At 66.6% G+C, this 20,914-nt stretch carries 23 protein-coding genes; 18 read left to right on the top strand and 5 right to left on the bottom strand.

The features are described 5' to 3' along the window. Positions 1–172 precede the first annotated feature (172 nt). The 9 genes from atpB (at position 173) to SACMADRAFT_RS20095 (ending at position 7,741) form a co-directional block, all read left to right on the top strand. On the top strand, positions 173–955 hold the full coding sequence (gene atpB, locus SACMADRAFT_RS20135; RefSeq protein WP_009155687.1) for a F0F1 ATP synthase subunit A: 783 nt from the start codon (positions 173–175) through the stop codon (positions 953–955). Positions 956–1,039: 84 nt separating this feature from the next. Beyond that, positions 1,040–1,291, top strand: coding sequence for an ATP synthase subunit c family protein (locus SACMADRAFT_RS20130; protein ID WP_009155686.1), 252 nt, complete (start codon positions 1,040–1,042; stop codon positions 1,289–1,291). A 28-nt stretch (positions 1,292–1,319) separates the two neighbouring features. Beyond that, on the top strand, positions 1,320–1,880 hold the full coding sequence (locus SACMADRAFT_RS20125; RefSeq protein WP_009155685.1) for a F0F1 ATP synthase subunit B: 561 nt from the start codon (positions 1,320–1,322) through the stop codon (positions 1,878–1,880). 7 nt (positions 1,881–1,887) lie between these two features. Further along, positions 1,888–2,709 carry a F0F1 ATP synthase subunit delta gene (locus tag SACMADRAFT_RS20120; protein WP_009155684.1) on the top strand — a complete coding sequence of 274 codons (822 nt, stop codon included), beginning with the start codon at positions 1,888–1,890 and terminating at the stop codon, positions 2,707–2,709. Between the two features lie 62 nt (positions 2,710–2,771). Next, positions 2,772–4,418 carry a F0F1 ATP synthase subunit alpha gene (gene atpA / locus SACMADRAFT_RS20115; RefSeq protein ID WP_009155683.1) on the top strand — a complete coding sequence of 549 codons (1,647 nt, stop codon included), beginning with the start codon at positions 2,772–2,774 and terminating at the stop codon, positions 4,416–4,418. A 6-nt stretch (positions 4,419–4,424) separates the two neighbouring features. Continuing rightward, entirely contained in the window at positions 4,425–5,357 is a 933-nt protein-coding gene (locus SACMADRAFT_RS20110) for a F0F1 ATP synthase subunit gamma (RefSeq protein WP_009155682.1), read from the top strand. A 3-nt stretch (positions 5,358–5,360) separates the two neighbouring features. Then, a complete protein-coding gene (gene atpD / locus SACMADRAFT_RS20105; RefSeq protein WP_009155681.1) occupies positions 5,361–6,794 on the top strand; it encodes a F0F1 ATP synthase subunit beta in 1,434 nt (477 codons plus the stop codon). Positions 6,795–6,917: 123 nt separating this feature from the next. Further along, the gene (locus tag SACMADRAFT_RS20100; RefSeq protein ID WP_009155680.1) at positions 6,918–7,283 is read left to right on the top strand and encodes a F0F1 ATP synthase subunit epsilon; all 366 of its coding nucleotides are present in this window, start codon (positions 6,918–6,920) and stop codon (positions 7,281–7,283) included. A gap of 23 nt (positions 7,284–7,306) precedes the next feature. Next, entirely contained in the window at positions 7,307–7,741 is a 435-nt protein-coding gene (locus SACMADRAFT_RS20095; protein WP_009155679.1) for a DUF2550 domain-containing protein, read from the top strand. 11 nt (positions 7,742–7,752) lie between these two features. Here the strand turns inward: SACMADRAFT_RS20095 and SACMADRAFT_RS20090 are convergent, their stop codons facing one another. Then, a complete protein-coding gene (locus tag SACMADRAFT_RS20090; protein ID WP_009155678.1) occupies positions 7,753–8,325 on the bottom strand; it encodes a cob(I)yrinic acid a,c-diamide adenosyltransferase in 573 nt (190 codons plus the stop codon). 163 nt (positions 8,326–8,488) lie between these two features. On the opposite strand from SACMADRAFT_RS20090, the gene murA reads away from it, so the two are divergent. Next, positions 8,489–9,781, top strand: coding sequence for a UDP-N-acetylglucosamine 1-carboxyvinyltransferase (gene murA / locus SACMADRAFT_RS20085; RefSeq protein WP_009155677.1), 1,293 nt, complete (start codon positions 8,489–8,491; stop codon positions 9,779–9,781). A 10-nt stretch (positions 9,782–9,791) separates the two neighbouring features. Here the strand turns inward: murA and SACMADRAFT_RS20080 are convergent, their stop codons facing one another. Beyond that, positions 9,792–10,415 carry a LysE family translocator gene (locus tag SACMADRAFT_RS20080; protein ID WP_009155676.1) on the bottom strand — a complete coding sequence of 208 codons (624 nt, stop codon included), beginning with the start codon at positions 10,413–10,415 and terminating at the stop codon, positions 9,792–9,794. Positions 10,416–10,676: 261 nt separating this feature from the next. On the opposite strand from SACMADRAFT_RS20080, the gene SACMADRAFT_RS20075 reads away from it, so the two are divergent. The 6 genes from SACMADRAFT_RS20075 (at position 10,677) to SACMADRAFT_RS20050 (ending at position 16,790) form a co-directional block, all read left to right on the top strand. Beyond that, complete coding sequence (locus tag SACMADRAFT_RS20075) at positions 10,677–12,701, top strand: protein meaA (RefSeq protein WP_009155675.1); 2,025 nt, start codon at positions 10,677–10,679, stop codon at positions 12,699–12,701. 178 nt (positions 12,702–12,879) lie between these two features. Next, on the top strand, positions 12,880–13,776 hold the full coding sequence (ehuB, locus tag SACMADRAFT_RS20070) for an ectoine/hydroxyectoine ABC transporter substrate-binding protein EhuB (protein ID WP_009155674.1): 897 nt from the start codon (positions 12,880–12,882) through the stop codon (positions 13,774–13,776). A gap of 12 nt (positions 13,777–13,788) precedes the next feature. Beyond that, positions 13,789–14,505: an ectoine/hydroxyectoine ABC transporter permease subunit EhuC gene (gene ehuC, locus SACMADRAFT_RS20065; protein WP_009155673.1), complete on the top strand. Its 717-nt coding sequence runs from the start codon at positions 13,789–13,791 to the stop codon at positions 14,503–14,505. Continuing rightward, on the top strand, positions 14,502–15,158 hold the full coding sequence (gene ehuD, locus SACMADRAFT_RS20060; RefSeq protein WP_009155672.1) for an ectoine/hydroxyectoine ABC transporter permease subunit EhuD: 657 nt from the start codon (positions 14,502–14,504) through the stop codon (positions 15,156–15,158). The genes ehuC and ehuD (SACMADRAFT_RS20060) overlap by 4 nt, the downstream gene beginning before the upstream one ends. A 19-nt stretch (positions 15,159–15,177) precedes the next feature. After that, positions 15,178–15,942 (top strand): ectoine/hydroxyectoine ABC transporter ATP-binding protein EhuA, encoded by a 765-nt coding sequence (ehuA, locus tag SACMADRAFT_RS20055; protein WP_009155671.1) that lies wholly within the window; start codon positions 15,178–15,180, stop codon positions 15,940–15,942. Positions 15,943–16,016: 74 nt separating this feature from the next. Beyond that, entirely contained in the window at positions 16,017–16,790 is a 774-nt protein-coding gene (locus SACMADRAFT_RS20050; RefSeq protein WP_009155670.1) for an enoyl-CoA hydratase-related protein, read from the top strand. 112 nt (positions 16,791–16,902) lie between these two features. Here the strand turns inward: SACMADRAFT_RS20050 and SACMADRAFT_RS20045 are convergent, their stop codons facing one another. Then, positions 16,903–17,442 carry an NUDIX domain-containing protein gene (locus SACMADRAFT_RS20045; RefSeq protein ID WP_009155669.1) on the bottom strand — a complete coding sequence of 180 codons (540 nt, stop codon included), beginning with the start codon at positions 17,440–17,442 and terminating at the stop codon, positions 16,903–16,905. A gap of 74 nt (positions 17,443–17,516) precedes the next feature. Here SACMADRAFT_RS20045 and ehuB (SACMADRAFT_RS20040) point away from each other — a divergent pair, with 74 nt between their 5' ends. Next, positions 17,517–18,419, top strand: coding sequence for an ectoine/hydroxyectoine ABC transporter substrate-binding protein EhuB (gene ehuB, locus SACMADRAFT_RS20040; protein WP_009155668.1), 903 nt, complete (start codon positions 17,517–17,519; stop codon positions 18,417–18,419). Between the two features lie 56 nt (positions 18,420–18,475). On the opposite strand, the gene ehuD (SACMADRAFT_RS20035) is transcribed toward ehuB (SACMADRAFT_RS20040), so the two are convergent. Continuing rightward, entirely contained in the window at positions 18,476–19,132 is a 657-nt protein-coding gene (gene ehuD / locus SACMADRAFT_RS20035; protein WP_009155667.1) for an ectoine/hydroxyectoine ABC transporter permease subunit EhuD, read from the bottom strand. Continuing rightward, entirely contained in the window at positions 19,129–19,848 is a 720-nt protein-coding gene (locus tag SACMADRAFT_RS20030) for an amino acid ABC transporter permease (RefSeq protein ID WP_009155666.1), read from the bottom strand. The genes ehuD (SACMADRAFT_RS20035) and SACMADRAFT_RS20030 overlap by 4 nt, the downstream gene beginning before the upstream one ends. A gap of 93 nt (positions 19,849–19,941) precedes the next feature. Between SACMADRAFT_RS20030 and nucS the strand changes: the two genes are divergently transcribed. Continuing rightward, positions 19,942–20,601 carry an endonuclease NucS gene (gene nucS / locus SACMADRAFT_RS20025; protein ID WP_040925790.1) on the top strand — a complete coding sequence of 220 codons (660 nt, stop codon included), beginning with the start codon at positions 19,942–19,944 and terminating at the stop codon, positions 20,599–20,601. Positions 20,602–20,914: the final 313 nt, after the last annotated feature.

The following is a 20,914-nucleotide window of genomic DNA, read 5'->3' as shown; positions in this document are numbered from 1 at the left end:
CGGAGTGGCTCGCGAGGCTGGTATCGTCCGCGCCATGGGGCGGTCACGGCTGGTCCGACGACAGCCGCCATCCGCTTCCAGGTACCTGATCTGTATCGGGTACGTTAAGTCCAGATCGTGACGATTCCCCCGGCGGAGTGAACGCCGGCCGGGAGAACCGGAAGGAGCCCAGTTGGGCGCGCTGGTACTAGCCGAAGGTGGCGAGTTCGCCCCTCCTGGCGCCGGAGACTTCAACCTGCCGCCGATTTTCCTCGGCATCACCAAGCCCATGCTGCTGGTGGTGCTGTCGGTAATCATCATCGGGGCGTTCTTCCTGCTGACCTCGCGGAACCTGAAGATCGTGCCGAGCAAATGGCAGTTCGCCGCGGAGTCGGTGTACGACTTCGGTCGTAACAACATCGCTCGCGAGCAGATCGGATCGAAGGACTTCAGGCCGTTCGTGCCACTGATCCTGGCGTTGTTCACTTTCATTCTCGTGAACAACATCTTCGGGATCGTCCCGCTGTTGCAGTTCCCGACGATGTCGCACATCGGGTTCCCGCTGGCACTTTCGGTGCTGGTCGTGTACCCGGTCTACCACTTCGTCGGAATCAAGCGGCACGGTCTCGGCGGCTACCTGAAGAACCAGTTGACCCCCGCGGGCGTGCCGAAGCCGATCTACCTGCTGCTGACGCCGATCGAGTTCCTGCAGAAGTTCATCATGAACCCGATCACGCTGGCGATCCGAGTTTTCGCCGCGATGTTCGCTGGGCACCTGATTCTGCTGGTGTTCACCATCGGCGGCGAGTATCTGCTGTTGGAGGCCGCCCCGGCGTTGAAGGCGATGTCGGTCGTCTCGTTCGCCTTCGCCATTTTGCTCACCTTCGTGGAGGCATTGATCCAGGTGATCCAGGCCTACGTGTTCGCGGTGCTGTCGGCTGGCTACATCGGCATGGCACTCGCCTCCGACCACTAACGGGACAACACGACCACGAGCAGGAACTCAACGCAAAGCCCCCGATCCGCAGAGGCTGCGGACCGAGTTGAAAGGGATATGTAAGTGAGCAACATTGTTCTCGCGCAGGCCGCGGAGGCCGCGGTCGACATCAACCCGGGTCTTGCCGCTATCGGCTACGGTCTCGGCGCCATCGGCCCCGGTATCGGTGTCGGTCTGATCTGGGCGGCCGTCATCAACGGCACCGCACGCCAGCCCGAGGCCCAGGGCAAGCTGATGGGTATCGCCTGGACCACGTTCGTGCTGACCGAGGTGCTCGCGCTGATCGGCCTGGTCATCTACTTCATCTCCGCCTGAGCCGGGCTTCGGCTGTTTGGGAGACGCTGTGCTCAAGACATCGATGATCCTGGCCCAGGAAGAGGAGCCGAGTCCGGTTCTGCCGCACCTGTCCGAGGTCCTTCTCGGCCTGGTGGCCTTCCTGATCCTGCTGTGGCTGCTCAAGAAGTACGCGGTGCCGCGCTTCGAGAAGCTCTACGAGGAGCGGGCCGCCAAGATCGAGGGCGGCATCGAGAAGGCCGAACAGGCTCAGGCCGAGGCCGAGCAGGCGCTGGCGCAGTACAAGGCGCAGCTCGCCGAGGCTCGGACCGAGGCGGCCAAGATCCGCGACGACGCGCGGGTGGAGGCCGAGCAGATCAAGGAAGAGCTGCGGGAGCAGGCCCAGGAGGAGGCACGGCGAATCGTCGCGCAGGGCGAGGCCCAGCTGCAGGCCCAGCGCGCGCAGATCGTGGCCGAGCTGCGGGCCGAACTCGGACGCAACGCCATCGAGCTGGCAGGCCGGATCGTCGGCGAGTCGCTCGAGGACGAGGCGCGCCGCCGAGGCACCGTCGACCGGTTCCTCGCCGAACTCGAAGCCAGTGGCAATGGTGCGGCCGGAGCGAGGAAGTAGGGCGTAGATGACGCTGCATGCTGCGAGCCGCGAGGCTCTGAGCTTCGCCGAGGCTCGGCTCGACGAGGTGCTCGGCGACGCGGGCGCTGACCCGTCCGCGGTCGGGGAGGAGCTGCTCTCCGTGGTGGGCCTGCTCACCAGGGAGATCGGGCTACGGCGGGCCGTCTCCGACGGCTCGTCGGACCCCGAGGCCCGCAAGCGGCTGGTCAGGAGCCTGCTGGAAGGCAAGGTCTCCGACCCCTCGCTGCGCGTGCTCGACGCCGTCGTAGGCAACCGCTGGTCCGGCCCGCGTGAGCTGGTGGACGGTATCGAGTCGCTCGGGCAGACCGCGCTGCTCATGGGGGCCGAAAAGAGCGGCAAACTGGACACGGTGGAGGACGAGCTGTTCCGGATCGCCCGTATCCTGGATACGGAACCGGAGCTGGAGCGGGCACTGTCGGACAAGACGGCACCCGCCGACGCGAAGCGGACCCTGATCCGAAACGTCGTCGCGGACAAGGTCGACCCGATCACCGCGGTGCTGGTGGAACAGGTCGTTGCCCGCCCTGGTGGCAGAAGCGTCGCCAGCGGCGTGGACAAGCTGGTCGGGCTCGCGGCCGCGCGCAGCAACCGGTCGGTCGCCTACGTGAAGAGCGCGACCGAGTTGACCGGCGAGCAGCGGGAGCGGTTGGCGGCGAAGCTCGGACAACTGTACGAGCGGCCGATCGCCTTGCACGTCGAGCTCGACCCCAGCATCGGGGCCGGCCTGGTCGTGCGGGTCGGCGACGAGGTGATCGACGGCAGTGCCGCCGGTCGGCTCGACGCACTGCGCAGGCAGCTGACCGGCTGAAACCGCCCGGTGAGCGAACAAACTTTGCATACTGGCAGGAACGAAGTGAGAGCGGGAACGACATGGCGGAGCTGACGATCTCCTCGGATGAGATCGCCAACGCGATCGAGAACTACGTCTCGAGTTACTCCCCGGACGTGAGCCGGGAAGAGGTCGGCGTCGTCGTCGACACCGGTGACGGCGTCGCCCACGTCGAGGGACTGCCGTCCACCATGGCCAATGAGCTGCTGGAGTTCCCCGGCGGCATCCTGGGCGTCGCGCAGAACCTGGAACCGCGTCGGATCGGCGTCGTCATCCTCGGTGACTACGAGTCCATCGAGGAGGGCCAGGAAGTCAAGCGCACCGGCCGAATCCTGTCGATCCCGGTCGGCGACGGCTTCCTCGGCCGCACCATCGACCCGCTCGGCAAGCCGATCGACGGCCTTGGTGACATCGAGGCCACCGAGCGGCGCGCTCTCGAACTGCAGGCGGCTTCGGTCGTCGAGCGGCAGCCGGTTTCCGAACCGCTGCAGACCGGTATCACGGCCATCGACGCGATGACACCGATCGGCCGCGGCCAGCGCCAGTTGATCATTGGTGACCGCAAGACGGGTAAGACGGCCGTCTGCGTCGACACGATCATCAACCAGAAGTCGAACTGGGACAGCGGCGACCCCACCAAGCAGGTGCGCTGCATCTACGTCGCGATCGGTCAGAAGGGTTCGACGATCGCCTCGGTGCGCAAGTCCCTCGAGGACGCGGGCGCGATGGACTACACGACGATCGTCGCGGCTCCGGCGTCGGATTCGGCCGGTTACAAGTGGCTGGCTCCCTACTCGGGCTCGGCACTCGGCCAGCACTGGATGTACCAGGGCAAGCACGTGCTGATCGTCTTCGACGACCTCACCAAGCAGGCCGAGGCATACCGCGCGATCTCGCTGCTGCTGCGCCGCCCGCCGGGCCGTGAGGCGTTCCCCGGTGACGTGTTCTACTTGCACTCCCGCCTGCTGGAGCGCTGCGCGAAGCTGTCGGACGAACTGGGTGGCGGTTCGCTCACCGGGCTGCCCGTGATCGAGACCAAGGCGAACGACATCTCCGCCTACATTCCCACCAACGTGATCTCGATCACCGACGGGCAGTGCTTCTTCCAGTCCGACCTGTTCAACTCCGGCCAGCGGCCCGCCGTCGACGTGACCACGTCGGTGTCGCGAGTGGGTGGTGACGCCCAGATCAAGGCCATGAAGACGGTCTCGGGTTCGCTGCGAATCGACCTGTCCCAGTACGAGGAGCTGAAGGCGTTCGCCGCCTTCGCCTCCGACCTGGACGCGGCCTCGAAGGCGCAACTCGACCGAGGCGCGCGGCTGTACGAACTGCTCAAGCAGCCGCAGTACTCGCCGGTCCCGGTCGAGCAGCAGGTGGTGACCGTGTTCCTCGGTACGAACGGGCACTTCGACGACGTGCCGATCGAGGACACCGGCCGGTTCAACAGCGAGTTGCTGCAGAACCTGCGGCACAAGCACGACGACATCCTGGCGGAGATCCGCGACAAGGGCCGCTGGAGCGACGAGCTCGCCGAGCGGGTCGTCGCCGCGGTAGCCGAGTTCAAGAAGGGCTTCACCACCTCCGAGGGTGGCCAGCTGGCCACCGGACCGGAGGCAGAGCCCATGGAGGCCGACAAGGTGGGACAGGAATCCGTCAAGGTGCACCGTCCGGCCCCTTCGGAGAAGTAGGCAGCGATGGCCGCGCAACTTCGTGAGCTCCGGCAGAAGATCCGGGCGACCAAATCCATCGGCAAGATCACCAAGGCGATGGAGCTCATCGCCACCTCGCGCATCAGCAGGGCGCAGGCGAGGGTGGAGGCGTCGCGGCCGTATGCGACGGAGATCACCAACGTGCTCTCCGCACTCGCGGGCGCCTCGGCCGACCTGGACCACCCGCTGCTGGTGGAGCGGGAGAACCCCAGGCGGGCCGGCGTGCTGGTGGTGACCAGTGACAAGGGGCTGTGCGGCGCCTACAACGCCAACGCGTTGCGAACGGCCGAGGAATTGCTGTCGCTGCTTCGGGAGCAGGGCAAGCAGCCACGGCTGTACGTGGTCGGCGGCAAGGGCCTGAACTACTTCCGGTTCCGTGGCCGCGAGGTCGTCGACAGCTGGACGGGCTTCTCCCAGCAGCCGCACTACGACAACGCCGCCGAGGTCGGACAGGCTCTGGTCAAGGCGTTCCTCGCGGGTGCCGACGACGAGGGCGACGCGCCCGGCCCCGACGGCGTGCTCGGTGTGGACGAGCTGCACATCGTCTACACCGAGTTCCGCTCGATGCTCACCCAGACTCCGGTCGCCCGCAGGATGGCGCCGCTGGAGGTCGAGTACACCCCGGAGCCGGAGACGATCCTGCCCGCGTACGACTTCGAGCCCAGTGCCGACGTGCTGCTCGGCGCGCTGCTGCCGAAGTACATCAACACGCGAATCTTCGCGGCGCTCCTGGAATCGGCGGCTTCCGAGCTGGCCGCCCAGCGCAACGCCATGAAGTCCGCGTCGGACAATGCCAGCGAACTGGTCGACACCTACACCCGGCTGGCGAACCAGGCGCGCCAGGCACAGATCACCCAGGAGATCAGCGAAATCGTCGGTGGGGCCGATGCACTCGCCGCCACAGGAAGTGATGTGTAAGCAATGACTGCCGTCCAAGACACAGCAACCGCGACCAAGGGCCGCATCGTCTCCGTGACCGGGCCGGTCGTCGACGTCGAATTCCCCCGTGGCGCGATTCCCGAGTTGTACAACGCGCTCAAGGTCGAGATCGAGTTCGAGGAGCTGCGCAAGACCGTGACCCTGGAGGTCGCGCAGCACCTCGGCGACAACCTCGTCCGCACGATCTCCTTGCAGCCGCAGGACGGCCTCGTGCGCGGCGCGGAGGTGACCAACACCGGCGGTCCCATCTCGGTTCCCGTCGGTGACAAGGTCAAGGGCCACGTCTACAACGCGCTGGGCGAGTGCCTCGACGAGCCCGGCTACGGTGCCGACCTCGAGCGCTGGAGCATCCACCGCAAGCCGCCACCGTTCGACCAGCTCGAGGGCAAGACCGAGATGCTGGAGACCGGTCTGAAGGTCATCGACCTGCTCACCCCGTACGTGCAGGGTGGCAAGATCGGCCTGTTCGGTGGTGCCGGCGTCGGCAAGACGGTGCTCATCAAGGAGATGATCACCCGTGTCGCCAGGAACTTCGGTGGTACCTCGGTGTTCGCCGGTGTCGGTGAGCGCACCCGTGAGGGCACCGACCTGTTCCTGGAGATGAGCGAGGACGGCGTCATCAACGACACCGCCCTCGTCTTCGGCCAGATGGACGAGCCGCCCGGCACCCGACTGCGGGTCGCGCTGTCCGCGCTGACCATGGCGGAGTACTTCCGCGACGTGCAGAACCAGGACGTGCTGCTGTTCATCGACAACATCTTCCGGTTCACCCAGGCGGGCCAGGAGGTGTCCACCCTGCTGGGCCGGATGCCGTCCGCGGTGGGTTACCAGCCGACGCTGGCCGACGAGATGGGTACGTTGCAGGAGCGGATCACCTCGACACGAGGCCGGTCGATCACCTCGATGCAGGCGATCTACGTGCCTGCCGACGACTACACCGACCCCGCGCCCGCCACCACGTTCGCCCACCTCGACGCCACCACTGAGCTGTCGCGGTCGGTGTTCCAGAAGGGCATCTTCCCCGCGGTGGACCCGCTGGCCTCCACCTCCACCATCCTCGACCCGGCGATCGTCGGTGAGGAGCACTACCGGGTGGCTTCCGAGGTCATCCGGATCCTGCAGAAGTACAAGGAACTGCAGGACATCATCGCGATCCTCGGTATGGACGAGCTGTCCGAGGAGGACAAGCTCACGGTCAACAGGGCCCGCCGCATCGAGCGGTTCCTGTCGCAGAACATGCTCGTCGCCGAGGTGTTCACCGGCCAGCCGGGTTCGACGGTGCCGATGTCGGAGACCATCGAGGCGTTCGACCGGATCGCCAAGGGCGACTTCGACCACTACCCGGAGCAGGCGTTCTTGGGTATCGGTGGACTCGAGGACCTGGAGAAGAAGTACAAGCAGATCACCGGCAAGTGATTCCCGCGAGCGGCGGGGCGGCGTCCACTGTGGATGTGGCCCCGTCGTTCGTGTATCACCTGCCGCTACCGTCGGTGCGCCTATTACACTGGGTGGACCACGCGCCAGTCGAAGGAGAGCTACGTGGCTGAGATGTCCGTCGAGGTTGTGGCCGTCGAGCGCCGCCTGTGGTCCGGTACCGCCACGTTCGTGGTCGCCCAGACCACGGAGGGTGAGATCGGTGTGATGCCCGGTCACGAGCCCGTGCTCGGGCAACTGGTCGAGGGCGGCATCGTCAAGGTGACCACCACCGACGGCGACATCATCACAGCTGCCGTGCACGGTGGCTTCCTGTCGATCACCTCCGACAGCGTGAGCGTGCTCGCGGAATCCGCGGAGCTCGGTGAGGAGATCGACATCGAGGCGGCGCGGCGAGCTTTGACAGGCGAGGACGAGACAGAGCGCGCGAGAGCCGCCGCGCGGCTTCGGGCGGCTGGTCAGTCGGTCTGACGGACGATGAGCGGGAGCCGGCCATGGACATCGCGATCGTAGTCCTCGCCCTCCTGCTCGTGCTGCTGGTGGTGTCCGGCTGGTACGCGCTGCGCTGGCTGCGCATGCGCAGGCTGGGTGGCGTCAGCGTGGCGTTGCGCTGGCAACCCGACAGGGAGCGGTCCGGCTGGCACCTCGGCATCGGCAGGTACCAGGGCGAGGAGTTCGTCTGGTACCGGGTGTGGAGCCTGCGGACGGGACCCGATCGGGTATTCCGCAGGGAGAACCTGCAGGTGGCCGACCGCAGGGAGCCGGTTGGCAACGAGTCGTACGCCGTCCCCGCCGGTTCCACCGTGCTGCGCTGCGGGTCGGCCCGGCAGGAACCCATCGAGATCGCGATGGGACCGGGGGCGCTGACCGGCTTCCTCTCCTGGCTGGAGTCGGCGCCACCCGGCCGCCGCATTCCGCGCGCGAGCTGACGGCCGCGCGTTCAGCGGCCCCCACCCGGCTGCCACAGCACGTCGCCGTCCGGGTTGGCGATCCTCGCCAGAATGAACAGCAGGTCGGAGAGCCGGTTCAGATACTTGACCGCCAACGGGTTGGTGCGCTCGCCGTCGGCTTCGACCAGCAGCCAGCCGGAACGCTCCGCTCTGCGCGCGACCGTACGGGCCTGGTGCAGCAGTGCGGCGCCCGCCGTGCCCCCCGGCAGGATGAACGACGTCAGTTTGCCGAGCCGGTCGTTGAACTCGTCACACCAGTTCTCCAGCCGCTCGACGTATTGCTCGGTCACCCGCAGCGGGGGAAATTCCGGGTTCGGGGTCACCGGGGTCGACAGGTCCGCTCCCACGTCGAAAAGATCGTTCTGCACGGCCCGCAGCACGTCGCTGACCTCGGCGGACAGCTCCCCGAGCGCGATGGCGACCCCGACGACGGAGTTGGTCTCGTCGACGTCGGCGTACGCGCCGAGCCGAGGGTCGGTCTTGGGGACTCTTGAACCGTCGCCGAGCGCGGTGGTGCCGGTATCGCCGACCCTGGTGTAGACGCGGTTGATCCGTACTGCCATGCCGGGAGTCTACGGCGAAGGGAGATCCGTGATCGCCTGCCGACCAATCGCAATCGTTCGCGGGCTCGCGAACGTTTCACCCGAAGCCACCGTTGTGACCTGGTTCCGTGAAGCCGTGCCCCGGCGCGGGGCACACCGGATAAGGCGGGCATGATGGGCGACCATGAGTGAGCACTTCGACGTGCACGGCGGCGCACGTCTGGTCGGCGAGGTCGAGGTTGTCGGCGCCAAGAACAGCGTGCTCAAGCTGATGGCCGCGGCCCTGCTGGCGGAGGGCACGACGACCATCACCAACTGCCCGCAGATCCTCGACGTCCCGCTCATGGCTGACGTACTGCGCAGCGTGGGCTGCGAGGTCGAACTCGACGGTGACGTCACCAGGATCACGACGCCGTCGCAACTGTCGCATCGCGCGGATTCGCCCGCGATGGGCAAACTGCGTGCGTCGGTGTGCGTGCTCGGCCCGCTGGTGGGGCGGCTGAGGCAGGCAGTCGTGGCGCTGCCCGGTGGCGACGCGATCGGCTCCCGCCCGCTCGACATGCACCAGAACGGGCTGCGCAAGCTCGGCGCCACCAGCAGCATCGAGCACGGGTGTGTGGTCGCCGAGGCGGACAACCTCCGTGGCTCGCAGATCTGGCTGGACTTCCCCAGTGTGGGGGCCACGGAGAACATCCTGATGGCTTCGGTGCTGGCCGAGGGCACCACGGTGATCGACAACGCCGCCCGGGAGCCGGAGATCATCGACGTCTGCACGATGCTCACCGAGATGGGCGCGAAGATCGAAGGTGCGGGAACGTCCACGCTCACCGTCGAGGGTGTCGAGCGGTTGCATCCCACGGAGCACCGGGTGATCGGTGACCGGATCGTCGGTGCGACATGGGCATTCGCTGCCGCGATGACGCGGGGCGACATCACGGTGACCGGTGTCGACCCCCACCACCTCGATCTGGTGCTGGAGAAGCTGCGGCTCGCGGGCGCCGACGTGACCACCTACGACGGGAAGGGCTTCCGCGTCGTGCAGGATGTCCGACCGCAGGCTGTGGACTTCGTGACCCTGCCCTATCCGGGGTTCGCCACCGACCTGCAACCGTTCGCGGTCGCGCTTTCGTCGGTGTCGGAGGGCACGTCGATGATTACCGAGAACGTCTACGAGGCACGGTTTCGCTTCATCGAGGAGATGGTCCGGCTCGGTGCCGACGCCAGGACCGACGGTCATCACGCGGTCGTGCGTGGGGTGGACAAGCTGTCCAGCGCGCCGGTGTGGGCATCCGACATCCGTGCGGGGGCAGGGCTGGTACTGGCTGGCCTGTGCGCCGAAGGTGTCACCGAGGTATGGGACGTGTTCCACATCGACCGTGGTTACCCGTACTTCGTGGAGAACCTGAACCGGTTGGGGGCTCGTATCGAGCGGGTTACGACCGATCCCGAGCGGGCGATCACCGAGGAACAGTCCTAGCGACCAAAGGTCACGGCCTCGCCGCGAGCATGCCCGCGAATCCGATGAGGGTCGAGCCGGTCGCCACGTCCAGCGACCGGCGCACCCGCCGGCTGGCCAGCCAGTTGCGGGTACGGTTCACGAACAGCACGAGCAGCAACAGCCACAGCATGCCGAGGACGGCGACGGTGTAGGCCAGCAGCAGCCCGTCGAGGACACCGGCCGTGGCGGGATCGAGGAACTGCGGCAGCACGGACAGGTACATCGCGAGCACCTTCGGGTTGGTCACGTTGGACAGGAAGCCCTCCCGCCACCGCCTGAAGCCGCTGGAGTGGAGGCCGGGTTGGTCGGTGGCGGCGTAATCGCCGCGCCATGCCGTCCGCAGTGCCTGCACGCCGAGGTAGCACAGGTAGGCCGCGCCGACCCAGCGCAGGGCGTGGAACACCGGTTGCGAGCCGACGATCAGCGTTCCCAGCCCGAAGGCCACCGCGGTGCCCTGTGCGACGTTGCCCGCGGCGATGCCGGAGGCCGCCAGCAGGCCGCCGCGGAATCCGCCCGCGAAGGAGTTCTTCAACGTGACGATCGTGTCCGGGCCGGGCGCGAGTACGAGGAGAATCACCAGGACCAGGTAGCTGCTGTACGCGCTCCATGTCACGGCTTTCGACGATATACCGGTCGCCGACGTCGGGGCTCGGGGTTTTCGCGACGCCGTGACCAGGCGCAGCGCAGAACTCGTGGGCGGGAACGCAGAACTCGTGGGCGAGAGCGGGGAACTCGTGGGCGAGAGCGGGGAACTCGTGGGCGAGAGCGGGGAACTCGCGGGCGAGAGCGGGGGACTCGCGGGTAGTGGTCTTGCGCACGGTGCGCACAAAGTTACCGATGAGTACCCTGTATGGGTCGCCACGAGGAGGTAGCCGTGCCCTATCCGACGGATCGCGAGCGTGACCGGCCATGGGTGATGCGGACCTATGCGGGCCATTCCTCCGCCGCGGCATCGAACGAGTTGTACCGCCGCAACCTCGCCAAGGGGCAGACCGGACTCTCGGTGGCCTTCGACCTGCCCACGCAGACCGGCTACGACCCCGACCACGAACTCTCCAGGGGCGAGGTCGGCAAGGTGGGTGTGCCGATCGCCCACATCGGCGACATGCGCAGGCTCTTCGACGGGATCCCGCTCGCCGAGGCCAACACCTCCATGACCATCAACGCGCCCGCCATGTGGCTGCTGGCGCTGTACGTGACGGTCGCCGAGGAGCAGGCCCGTGCGGAGGGTGTCGATCCCGAGCAGGTGCTGCCCAAGCTCTCTGGCACGACGCAGAACGACGTCATCAAGGAGTACCTGTCCCGGGGAACCTACATCTTCCCTCCGGGGCCGAGTCTTCGGTTGACGACCGATGTGATCGCGTGGACGGTGCGTAATCTGCCGCGCTGGAACCCGATCAACATCTGTAGCTACCACCTGCAGGAGGCCGGGGCGACGCCCACGCAGGAAGTGGCCTACGCGCTCAGCACCGCCATCGCCGTGCTCGACGCCGTTCGCGACTCGGGTCAGGTCGACGAGGCCGACATGGCTCGCGTGGTCGGCCGGATCTCCTTCTTCGTCAACGCCGGGGTCCGGTTCGTCGAGGAGATGTGCAAGATGCGCGCCTTCGCCTCGCTGTGGGACGAGATCACCCGTGACCGCTACGGCGTCACCGATCCCAAGGCGCGGCGGCTGCGGTACGGGGTGCAGGTCAACTCGCTGGGACTCACCGAGGCGCAGCCGGAGAACAACGTCCAGCGCATCGTGCTGGAGATGCTGGCCGTGTCGCTGTCGAGGGGTGCCCGCGCCCGGGCGATCCAGTTGCCCGCGTGGAACGAGGCGCTCGGCCTGCCGAGGCCATGGGATCAGCAGTGGGCACTGCGGATGCAGCAGGTGCTCGCGTTCGAGACCGATCTGCTGGAGTACGAGGACCTGTTCGACGGCTCGCGGGTCGTGGAATCCAAGGTGGACGAGATCGTCGCCGGTGCGCGGGAGGAGATCGCGCGCGTGCAGGAGATGGGCGGGGCGGTCGCGGCCGTCGAGAGCGGCTACCTGAAGTCCCAACTGGTCACCTCGTTGGCCGAGTACCGGCGTCGGGTGGAGTCGGGTGAGCAGGTGCTGGTCGGTGTGAACCGGTTCGAGTCGACCGAGCCGAGTCCGCTGCAGGCCGAGGGCGCGAAAGCCATCGAGACCGCCGATCCGGTAGCCGAGAAGCAGGCTGTCGAGGCACTGCGACACTGGCGCGAGACGCGCGACGACGACGCGGTGCACGCGGCGTTGGCCGAGTTGTCCGCGGTGGCGCGTACGTCGGCCAACCTGTTCGAGGCGACGATCGCGTGCGCCAAGGCGGGAGTAACCACGGGCGAATGGGCAAGCACCCTGCGTGAGGTGTTCGGGGAGTATCGGGCGCCGACCGGTGTGGCCGGTGCGGTCACCTCGGGGGAGGGTGCGCGGGATCTCGACGGTGTACGGCAGCGCGTGCGGGCCACCGGCGAAGAACTCGGTGAGCGGCTGCGCATCCTTGTCGGCAAGCCCGGACTCGACGGTCACTCCAACGGGGCCGAGCAGGTCGCCGTTAGGGCGCGTGACGCCGGGTTCGAGGTCGTCTATCAAGGCATCCGCCTCACTCCGGAGCAGATCGTCGCCGCGGCGGTGCAGGAGGGCGTGCACGTGGTCGGGCTTTCGGTGCTGTCCGGGTCCCATCTGGAGGTGGTGCCCGAGGTGGTTTCCGGCCTCGCGGCCGCGGGTGCGGGCGACATCCCGGTGATCGTCGGCGGGATCATTCCCACCGAGGACGCCGTGTCGCTGCGCGAACGCGGCATCGCCCGGGTCTTCACGCCGAAGGACTACGGATTGACCGAAATAATGGATGAGATCGTCACCGTGGTTCGTGAAGCTCGTGGACTGTCCGCGCGCTGACGTGCTTCCATAGCAGACGGCAGTTGTTGATCTCTTTCTGGTAACGGCGGTCGAGAGTCTTTTCGTTCCCTTTGACCCGACTGGACGCGCCGCCTACGTTCGGTGACTATGGCTTTCCGACGGCTTCGCGACCTTTCGGCCGAGCCGACGAACACGTCAATCGAAAAGGGGTGCGATCATGGCGCACGGTGAGTGGACGCGGCGGGACTTCTTCCGGCGGTCGGCCGCGATGGGGGCTGTGGCCCTCGGCGGCCCAACGCTGCTTTCGGCCTGCCAGAGCACCGGCGGGGATGGCGACACGCTGGAACAGGCCCGGCAGGCGGGCACCATTCGGATCGGTATCGCCAACGAGGCGCCGTACGGCTTCGCCGATTCCAGCGGCAAGGTGACCGGTGAGGCGCCCGAGGTGGCGAGGGCCGTCTTCAGGAACATGGGCATCAACGGGGTGCAGAACCAGGTCGTCACCTTCGACCAGCTGATCCCGGCGTTGAACGCGGGCCAGTTCGACGTGGTCTCGGCGGGCATGTTCATCACGCCCGAGCGCTGCGGTCAGGCCGCGTTCTCCATTCCGGACTACACCGCCAAGACAGCGCTGCTGGTTCCGAGTGGTAACCCGCAGCAGGTCAACAACTTCGATGACATCGCCGAGAAGAACGTGCGCGTAGCCGTGCTCTCGGCCGCGGTGGAAAAGGGTTACGCCGAGGCGGCCGGTGTGCCGGAGGGCAACATCCAGACACTGGACACTCAGGACAGCATGCTGCGCTCGGTCGTCGACGGCCGGGTGTACTGCGCCGCACTCACCGACATCTCGCTGAACTGGCTCGTCAAGCAGAACCCGAACGCGGGCGTGGAGGTCACCGAAAGCTTCGACGCCAAGGACGAGAACGGCCAGCCGGTGATTTCCGCGGGTGGCTTCGTGTTCCGCGAGGCCGACGAGTCGTTGCGTACCACGTTCAACGACCAGTTGCGAAGGCTGCACGAGAGTGGCGAGTGGCTGCGACTGGCCGAGCCGTTCGGATTCACCCAGGCGAACCTACCCGGCAATCTCACAACGGAGGAACTCTGCAGCGCCTAGCGGAGAAGCACAGTGTTCGACAATCTGGGGTTGGTCTTCTCCTCTATCCTGCAGGGTCTGCCGATCACGGTCAGTGCCACGATCGGGGGCATACTCCTCACCATCGTGCTGTCTTTCGCCGCCGGGCTGGCACTGCTGTCCAAGTCCCGGACGGTGCGGTTCATCAGCAGGGTGTATGTGGAGGGTTTTCGCGGAACGTCCGAAGTGGTCCAGTTGTTCTGGATCTTCTTCGTGCTTCCGCTGCTGGTGGGCATCCAGCTGGTGCCGCTGTTCGCGGGAATCCTGGTGCTCGGGCTCAACCACGGTGCCTACGGTGCCGAGATCGTGCGCGGTGCGGTGCAGTCCGTGCCGAAGGAACAGCACGAGAGCGCCATCGCACTGAACCTCAGCCCGCTGCAGCGAATGGTGAGGGTCATCCTGCCGCAGGCGGTCGTGGAGACGCTGCCGTCGTTCAACAACCTGTTCATCCAGTTGTTGAAGAGCACGGCTTTGCTGTACTTCATCTCCGCCGGTGAGATGACCGAGCGAGGTGAGTTGCTGCGACCAGCCCTGCCGTACAACGAGTTGCTGGGCATCTACGCGGTCGAATTGCTGTTCTACCTGCTGCTCGCCGTCGCCATCACGTTCGGTATGCGGGCGCTGGAGCGGGCCGGTGCCCGGAAGTTGGGTCGCAGGCCGAAGCGTGAGCGGACCGCGTTGACCGCGGCCGGGGTAGGGGGCGCCTCGTGAACTGGAACTGGGACGTCGCCTTCGAATCGCTGCCGTACCTGCTCGACGGCATCATCGTCACCTTCGAACTGACCGTGCTGGGGTCGCTGCTGGCCTACGGGCTGGGGCTGGTGTTCGCGCTGATCCGGCAGGGTCGGATACCGGTGTTGAGCCAGGCCGTGTTTCTGTTCGTGGAGTTCGTCCGCAGCACACCGCTGCTGATCCAGGTGTTCGTGTTCTTCTACGTGCTGCAGCCCGCACTGGACGTGCGCTGGTCGCCGTTCCTCACCGGCGTGCTGGCACTGGGCGTGCACTACTCCACATACGCGTCCGAGGTGTACCGGGCGGGTATCGAAGCGATCCCCAAGGGTCAGTGGGAGGCGGCCAAGGCGCTGAACCTGCCGAGGGGCCGCACCTGGTTGGACATCATCCTGCCGCAGGCGGTGCGCCGGGTGTTGCCCGCGCTCGGCAACTACACGATCTCGATGTTCAAGGAAACACCGTTGTTGCTTGCGATCGGTGTGCTGGACGTGCTCAACGAGGCCAAGGAGTTCGGTGGTGAGAGGTTCAGCTTCACCGAGCCGATCACACTGGCGGGCCTGTTCTTCCTTGCCGTGAGCTATCCTGCCTCGATCTTGGTCAGAAAGTTGGAGCGCCGTGTCGGAACCGCCTAGCCCACCAGTCAGCGATGTGATGATCCGGTTCGATCAAGTGGTCAAGAAGTTCGGTGACCACGTCGTACTTCGTGAACTCAGCTTCACGGTCAGACCGGGCGAGTTCGTGACCCTGATCGGTCCCAGTGGCTCGGGCAAGACAACGATCCTGCGGCTGCTGATGACCCTGGAACGGGTCAACGGCGGCACGATCCAGGTGGGTGAGGAGTACCTGACCCACATGGAACGCAAGGGCAAACTGGTGTCCGCCGACGAGAAGCACCTGCGCAAGGTGCGTAAGCGGATCGGGATGGTGTTCCAGCAGTTCAACCTGTTCCCGAACATGAACGTGCTTCGCAACCTCACGGAGGCGCCGATCAGGTCTCTCGGCCTTTCCAGGGACGAGGCTGAGGTCAGGGCCAAGGAACTGCTGGAGATGGTCGGGCTCAGCGACAAGATCGACGCCCACCCGATGCAACTGTCCGGCGGGCAGCAGCAGCGGGTCGCGATCGCCAGGGCGCTGGCGATGCGGCCCGAGGTGTTGTTGCTGGACGAGGTCACCTCCGCGCTGGACCCGGAACTGGTCGCGGGAGTGCTCGGTGTGCTGAAGGAGATCGCGAGCACCACCGACATCACGTTCCTGTGCGTCACGCACGAGATGCAGTTCGCCCAGGACGTGTCCGACCGCGTGATGATGTTCGACGAAGGCCAGGTCATCGAGGACGCTCCGCCGGACAAGCTGTTCACCAACCCCGATCACGAGCGGACCAGGTCGTTCCTGCACGCGGTGCTCGACAGAGCGTGACAGCGCGCCTCCCACGGCGAGCGTCGGCCGTGGGAGGCTTCCGCAGGCCGCCCATCGCGGGCTAACGTCGGGGGATGGGCGAGTACGAGCACGTTCTTCTCAAGCGGGACGGCGACACGGTCACCATCACGATGAACCGGGCCGCCCGGCGCAACTCTCTTTCGGAGGAGCACCTCGGCGAACTCCTCGCCGCCTTCCGGGAGGCGGGGGCGACCGACGCCACCGGCATCGTGCTGGCCGGGGCAGGCCCGGTGTTCTCAGCAGGTCACGACTTCGCCGACGTGGCTTCGCGCGACCTCATGGGGGTGCGGGAGCTGCTGCGGCTGTGCACCGACGTGATGGGCACGATCCAGTCGGTTCCGCAGGTGGTGATCGCCCGGGTACACGGCCTGGCCACGGCCGCGGGCTGCCAGTTGGTTGCCTCGTGCGACCTTGCCGTGGCGGCCGAGTCGGCAGGCTTCGCGTTGCCGGGTGGCAAGGGCGGCTGGTTCTGCCACACGCCTGCCGTGCCCGTCGCCCGCGCGGTCGGGCGCAAGCGGCTGATGGAGCTGGCGCTCACCGGAGACCCGATCGACGCGGCGACCGCGCTGGAGTGGGGCCTGGTTAACCGCGTGGTACCCGACGCCGACCTGGACGCGGCGGTCACCGAGTTGCTCGGCCGTGCCACCCGAGGCAGCCGTGCCGCCAAGGCGCTGGGCAAGCAGACCTTGTACGCCCAGCTCGACCGGCCCGAACAGGACGCGTACGACATCGCCGTCGAGGTGATGGCCTCGGCATCGCAACTGCCAGGGGCGCGCGAGGGCATGGCCGCCTTCCTGGAGAAGCGCAAACCCAACTGGCCCGACTGACCCGCGAGTCCCCCGCTGCTGCCCGCGAGTCCCCCAGTCACGCCCGCGAGTTCTACGTTCCTGCCCGCGAGTCCTGCGCTACGGGACAGCTACGGGACAGCTGCGGGACATCTCAGTGGTGCTCGCGCCGCTCCCACAACAGCAACAGCGTGTAGGCGGCGATGGATTGTGCGTCGGTGATCTCGCCACCGGCAACCATGTGCTCGAATTGTTGCCTTGTGAACCACCCCGTGCGCATGTCCTGCTCCTCGTGCTCGCGTTGGGGTTGCCCCTGCGCCAGTTGCGTGGCGAGAAACACCCTGCCTCGCTGGCTGGAAAGGCCGGGCGCGACGTCCAGCAGCCCGATCTGCACCAGACCGCCCGCTGACAGCCCGGTCTCCTCACGCAGCTCCCGTGCTGCCAGTTCGGCAGGAGTCGCCTCGGCGCGTTCGGGAGCGGTGCCCTGCGGGAATTCCCAGCGCCGGATGCCCAGCGGGTAACGGAATTGCTCCACCAGCTGGAGCCGATCGCCTGCAAGCGGTATGACCAGCGCATAGTCCGGTTTGTCCACCACCCCGTAAATCCCGTCGGAGCCGTCGGGACGGCGGATGGCGTCCTCGCGAACCGTCATCCAGTTGTTCGTGTAGACCTCTCGCGAGTCGAGCGTTTCCATGCCGACGATTCTGCCTGAGCCACTCGATTGGGTTAGGGTCTCCCGAACTGCCGTCTGCTGAAACGGAGTATTTCGTGTCAGATCCGAGGAACGCCTTCTCTCGTCGGGCCCTGCTTCGGTACTCGGCCGTGGGACTGGCCGCGGTCGGCGGTGGGTCACTGCTCGCCGCGTGCCAGACGACCGACCCCGAAACCGGGCAGCCGGAAGGTGGTGCGGGCCTGCAGCAGCGCGTCGACTCGGGCCAGCCGTTGCGGCTCGCCGTCGCCAACGAGCCGCCGTACACGAAGCTGGAAGCCAACGGTGAGCTCACCGGCGCCTCGCCCGACGTGACCAAGGCCGTGCTGAAGCGGATGGGGATCACCAATGTCCAGGGTGTGCAGACCGACTACGACTCGATGATTCCCGGCCTGAACGCCGACAGATGGGACATCGTCACGGCCGGGTTGTTCATGAACAAGACCCGTTGCGCCCAGGTGCTCTACGCATCGCCAGACATCGTGTCCACGGAGTCGTTCGCGGTGCCCAAGGGCAACCCGAAGGGCCTCACCACCGTCGAGGACCTGAAGAACAAGGACGTCACGGTGGCCGTACTCGCGGGCAGCTTCGAGCTGAAGACCGCGAAGTCGCTGGGCGTCGACGAGGCGAAGCTGCCCACCTACCCAAGGGCTCCTGACGCGCTGCAGGGCATGCGGGACAAGCGAGTGGACGCGATCCTGCTGCCCACGTTGAGCCTGGAGGCGTTGAAGGAGCAGCAGGGTGGCGATTTCGAGATCACCCCGCCGCTCGACGCGTTCCCCAAGACCGGTGCAGGAGCGGCGTTCCGCAAGTCCGATGCCGACTTCCACGCCAAGTTCGACGCCGAACTGCAGAAGTTCAAGCAGACGGACGAGTTCCAGCAGATCCTGGACAAGTGGGGCTTCCAGGCCAAGGCGGCAAGGGAGGCCACCACGGAGGAACTCTGCGCCACCGAGGGCTGAGCGAAGCGGCGGTGGTGTCGGCGAGGTCCGCTGCTTCGCCGACACCACCGGCCGCTTCAGTGGGCGTGCATCCGGCGCTCCAATCGGCGAAGCAGCAACGCCGTCGGGTAGCTGGCGGCCAGGAAGATCAACCCGGCCAGCGTCAACGGCTCCAGGTACTCGTAGGTGTCGCTGCCGAGGGTCCGTGCCGTGCGCAGCAGCTCCGGCACCGTGATCAGCGCCAGAAACGGTGTCTCCTTGAACATCGCGATCGCGTAGTTGCCCAGCGCGGGCAGTACGTTGCGGATCGCCTGCGGCAGGATCACCTTCGTCCACGTGGCGTACTCGGGAAGCTGCAGGGCCACGCTCGCCTCCCACTGTCCGACCGGGACGGACTCGATACCGGCACGGTAGACGTCGGCGCAGTAGCACGCGTAGTGCACGCCGAGGCCGAGTACGCCCGCGGTCATGGGGGAAAGCGTGACCCCCATGCTCGGCAGCGCGAAGAACAGGAAGAACAGCTGGATCAGCAGCGGCGTGCTGCGGATGAACTCGATGAACGCCGTTGTCAGCTGTGCCAGCACCGGAACACGCAGCCGCCTGATGACGGCGAACACGAGTCCGAGCACGGCGGCGAGTGCGGTTCCCAGCACCGTCGCGACCAATGTGTACTTCACGAAGTGCTCGAGCAGCACGGGAAGCGACCGCAGCGCGTAGTCCCAGTCCCAGTTCACGGCGCCACCTCCGCGGGGACGGGCTTGCGCGGCCGAAAGACACTGCGCAGCCCTTCGTGCCTGCCCAGCTTGGACTTCGCGACGATCTCGGCCATGTTGGACAGGAAGGTCACCGCGTAGGCGAGGATGAAGTAGATCACCATCAGCGCCAGGTACATCACGGTCTCGTCGCCGCCCGCGAACCGGAACGACTCACCCATCGTCATCAGGTCGACCAGCGAGATCGTGTAGAGCAACGGGGTGCTCTTGAGCAGTTGGATGAACAGGTTGTTCATCGACGGGATCATCAGCGCGATCGCCTGCGGCCAGATCACGCGGGTCATGCGTTGCCAGGGCGACAGGTTCAGCGCGATCGCGGCCTCCCACTGGGTGCGCGGCACCGCGTTGATCGAGCCCCGCACCACCTCCGCTCCGTATGCGCCGTAGTTCAGTCCGAACGCGAGCACGCCGACGAACACGGCGTCGAACTTGATGCCGAGCAGCGGCAACGCGAAGAACAGCCACCACAGCTGGATCGGAAGCGAGGTGCCTCTGAAGAACTCGATGACCGTTCTCGCCAGGCCTCGCACGGGCAATCGTTGCGAGCGCGCGAGCAGGCCGAGGACGATGGAGACGACGAGCATGAGAGCGGTCCCCAAAGCCGTGATGAGCAGTGTCACGCCAAGCCCGCTGACGAGGTTGCCCGTCCAGTCGAACAGTGTTGGTGTGTCGTTCACTCGGATACCTCTCGTCGGGGTCGTGATGACACTAACGGGGGACCCCCCAAGGTGCCGAGCAGCCGACTTGTGCCGTCCCCTAATCTCTGCTTCGTGCGCTTAGTGATCGCTCGGTGTCAGGTGGACTATGCGGGACGCTTGACGGCCCACCTGCCCATGGCCACCCGGCTGCTGCTCGTCAAGGCGGACGGTTCGGTGTCGGTGCATTCCGACGACCGCGCCTACAAGCCGCTGAACTGGATGAGCCCGCCGTGCTGGCTGATCGAGGACGGCAACCTCTGGATCGTGCAGAACAAGTCGGGGGAGAAGCTGGTCATCACCATCGACCGGGTGCTCGATGCGATCGATCACGACCTGGGCGCCGAACCGGGGCTTGTGAAGGACGGCGTGGAGGCGCACCTGCAGGAGTTGCTCGCCGAGCACATCACCACGCTCGGCGACGGTTACACGCTCGTCCGCAGGGAGTACCCGACCGCCATCGGGCCCGTCGACATCCTCGCCCGCGACGGCGAGGGCGCCGCAGTGGCCGTCGAGATCAAACGCAGGGGCGAGATCGACGGCGTCGAGCAGCTGACGAGGTACCTTGAGCTGCTCAACCGTGATCCACTGCTCGCGCCGGTGCAGGGTGTGTTCGCCGCGCAGTTGATCAAGCCGCAGGCCCGCACCCTCGCCGAGGACCGCGGCATCCGCTGCGTGACGCTCGACTACGACGCGCTTCGCGGCATCGAACCGGACGAATTCCGGCTGTTCTGACTCGTCCTTCGGCGGCCTTTGCGTCCGGACGGGCTTGCCCGACGGTCGGTGCTCGCACCGTGCCGAGCGCTGGGAGCGCGGAATCGGCCTGCGACGCTTCGCGGACACGCGGCAGCACCCGTGGCGGCTGCGGGGCGCGCTTGCCGCTCGCACCGATCCCCGGTGACTTCACCCTGCTGCCCTGCCGTGTTGCGTTCGGTGTTGTGGCCCACATCCGCCGCGATCGGTAAGTGATTCACGCACGAGCTGTTCACCTGGGCGAAATCGTGCGGTAGTGTGCGCCTCCGGGTCGATCCTGGTGTTTGTTGTTGAC

The sequence above is a fragment of the Saccharomonospora marina XMU15 genome, assembly GCF_000244955.1.
Classification (GTDB): Bacteria; Actinomycetota; Actinomycetes; order Mycobacteriales; family Pseudonocardiaceae; genus Saccharomonospora_A; species Saccharomonospora_A marina.
Note: the sequence above shows the minus strand (reverse complement) of the source record. Positions and strands in the feature narration are given on the sequence as shown.

Excerpts from the sequence above, each read along its gene's own strand:
- ehuA (WP_009155671.1), top strand. The coding sequence starts at position 15,178 with ATGATCCGGTTCGATCAAGTGGTCAAGAAGTTCGGTGACCACGTCGTA.
- murA (WP_009155677.1), top strand. The coding sequence starts at position 8,489 with ATGAGTGAGCACTTCGACGTGCACGGCGGCGCACGTCTGGTCGGCGAG.
- SACMADRAFT_RS20120 (WP_009155684.1), top strand. The coding sequence starts at position 1,888 with ATGACGCTGCATGCTGCGAGCCGCGAGGCTCTGAGCTTCGCCGAGGCT.
- SACMADRAFT_RS20095 (WP_009155679.1), top strand. The coding sequence starts at position 7,307 with ATGGACATCGCGATCGTAGTCCTCGCCCTCCTGCTCGTGCTGCTGGTG.
- ehuB (WP_009155674.1), top strand. The coding sequence starts at position 12,880 with ATGGCGCACGGTGAGTGGACGCGGCGGGACTTCTTCCGGCGGTCGGCC.
- SACMADRAFT_RS20045 (WP_009155669.1), bottom strand. The coding sequence starts at position 17,442 with ATGGAAACGCTCGACTCGCGAGAGGTCTACACGAACAACTGGATGACG.
- SACMADRAFT_RS20090 (WP_009155678.1), bottom strand. The coding sequence starts at position 8,325 with ATGGCAGTACGGATCAACCGCGTCTACACCAGGGTCGGCGATACCGGC.
- SACMADRAFT_RS20050 (WP_009155670.1), top strand. The coding sequence starts at position 16,017 with ATGGGCGAGTACGAGCACGTTCTTCTCAAGCGGGACGGCGACACGGTC.
- atpD (WP_009155681.1), top strand. The coding sequence starts at position 5,361 with ATGACTGCCGTCCAAGACACAGCAACCGCGACCAAGGGCCGCATCGTC.
- atpA (WP_009155683.1), top strand. The coding sequence starts at position 2,772 with ATGGCGGAGCTGACGATCTCCTCGGATGAGATCGCCAACGCGATCGAG.
- SACMADRAFT_RS20110 (WP_009155682.1), top strand. The coding sequence starts at position 4,425 with ATGGCCGCGCAACTTCGTGAGCTCCGGCAGAAGATCCGGGCGACCAAA.